The sequence below is a fragment of the Bowmanella dokdonensis genome (genome assembly GCF_017254865.1).
In the GTDB taxonomy this organism is placed as follows: Bacteria; Pseudomonadota; Gammaproteobacteria; order Enterobacterales; family Alteromonadaceae; genus Bowmanella; species Bowmanella dokdonensis.
The window spans coordinates 1-284 of sequence record NZ_JAFKCV010000401.1 but is presented as its reverse complement, the minus strand read 5'-3'; the positions used below and the strand labels follow the sequence as shown (position 1 = coordinate 284).

At 51.8% G+C, this 284-nt stretch carries 1 protein-coding gene; it reads right to left on the bottom strand.

The window, feature by feature from the left end; all coding sequences use genetic code 11:
- Positions 1-248, bottom strand: a 248-nt coding sequence (locus J0A66_RS23065; RefSeq protein ID WP_206576102.1) for a dihydrofolate reductase family protein, incomplete at its 3' end; no start/stop codon positions are given.
- Between the last annotated feature and the right edge of the window lie 36 nt (positions 249-284).

Genomic DNA, 284 nt, shown 5'->3' with positions numbered 1-284 from the left:
CCCGCCAAGGCCGCACCAGCTTCAACCCATAGATTGTTAACGCCGGACTCGGCCAAATGGGCCATCAACGCAGGTAAGCTCACTCGCTTGCCTTTATCCTGGCATTGCCACTGACGTACCTGCTGCCCATATAAATGCGGACTAACGGACTTATTCGCAAGTAAGACAGGACCGGGGGTTTGAAAAAGTCGATACTCCGGTGTTAATTGATTGCGGCTATCAACAATTACCCTAAGCGGTTGTCTCACAGCCAGCTCGCCTATACCTAACTGCTCAGCACTAAC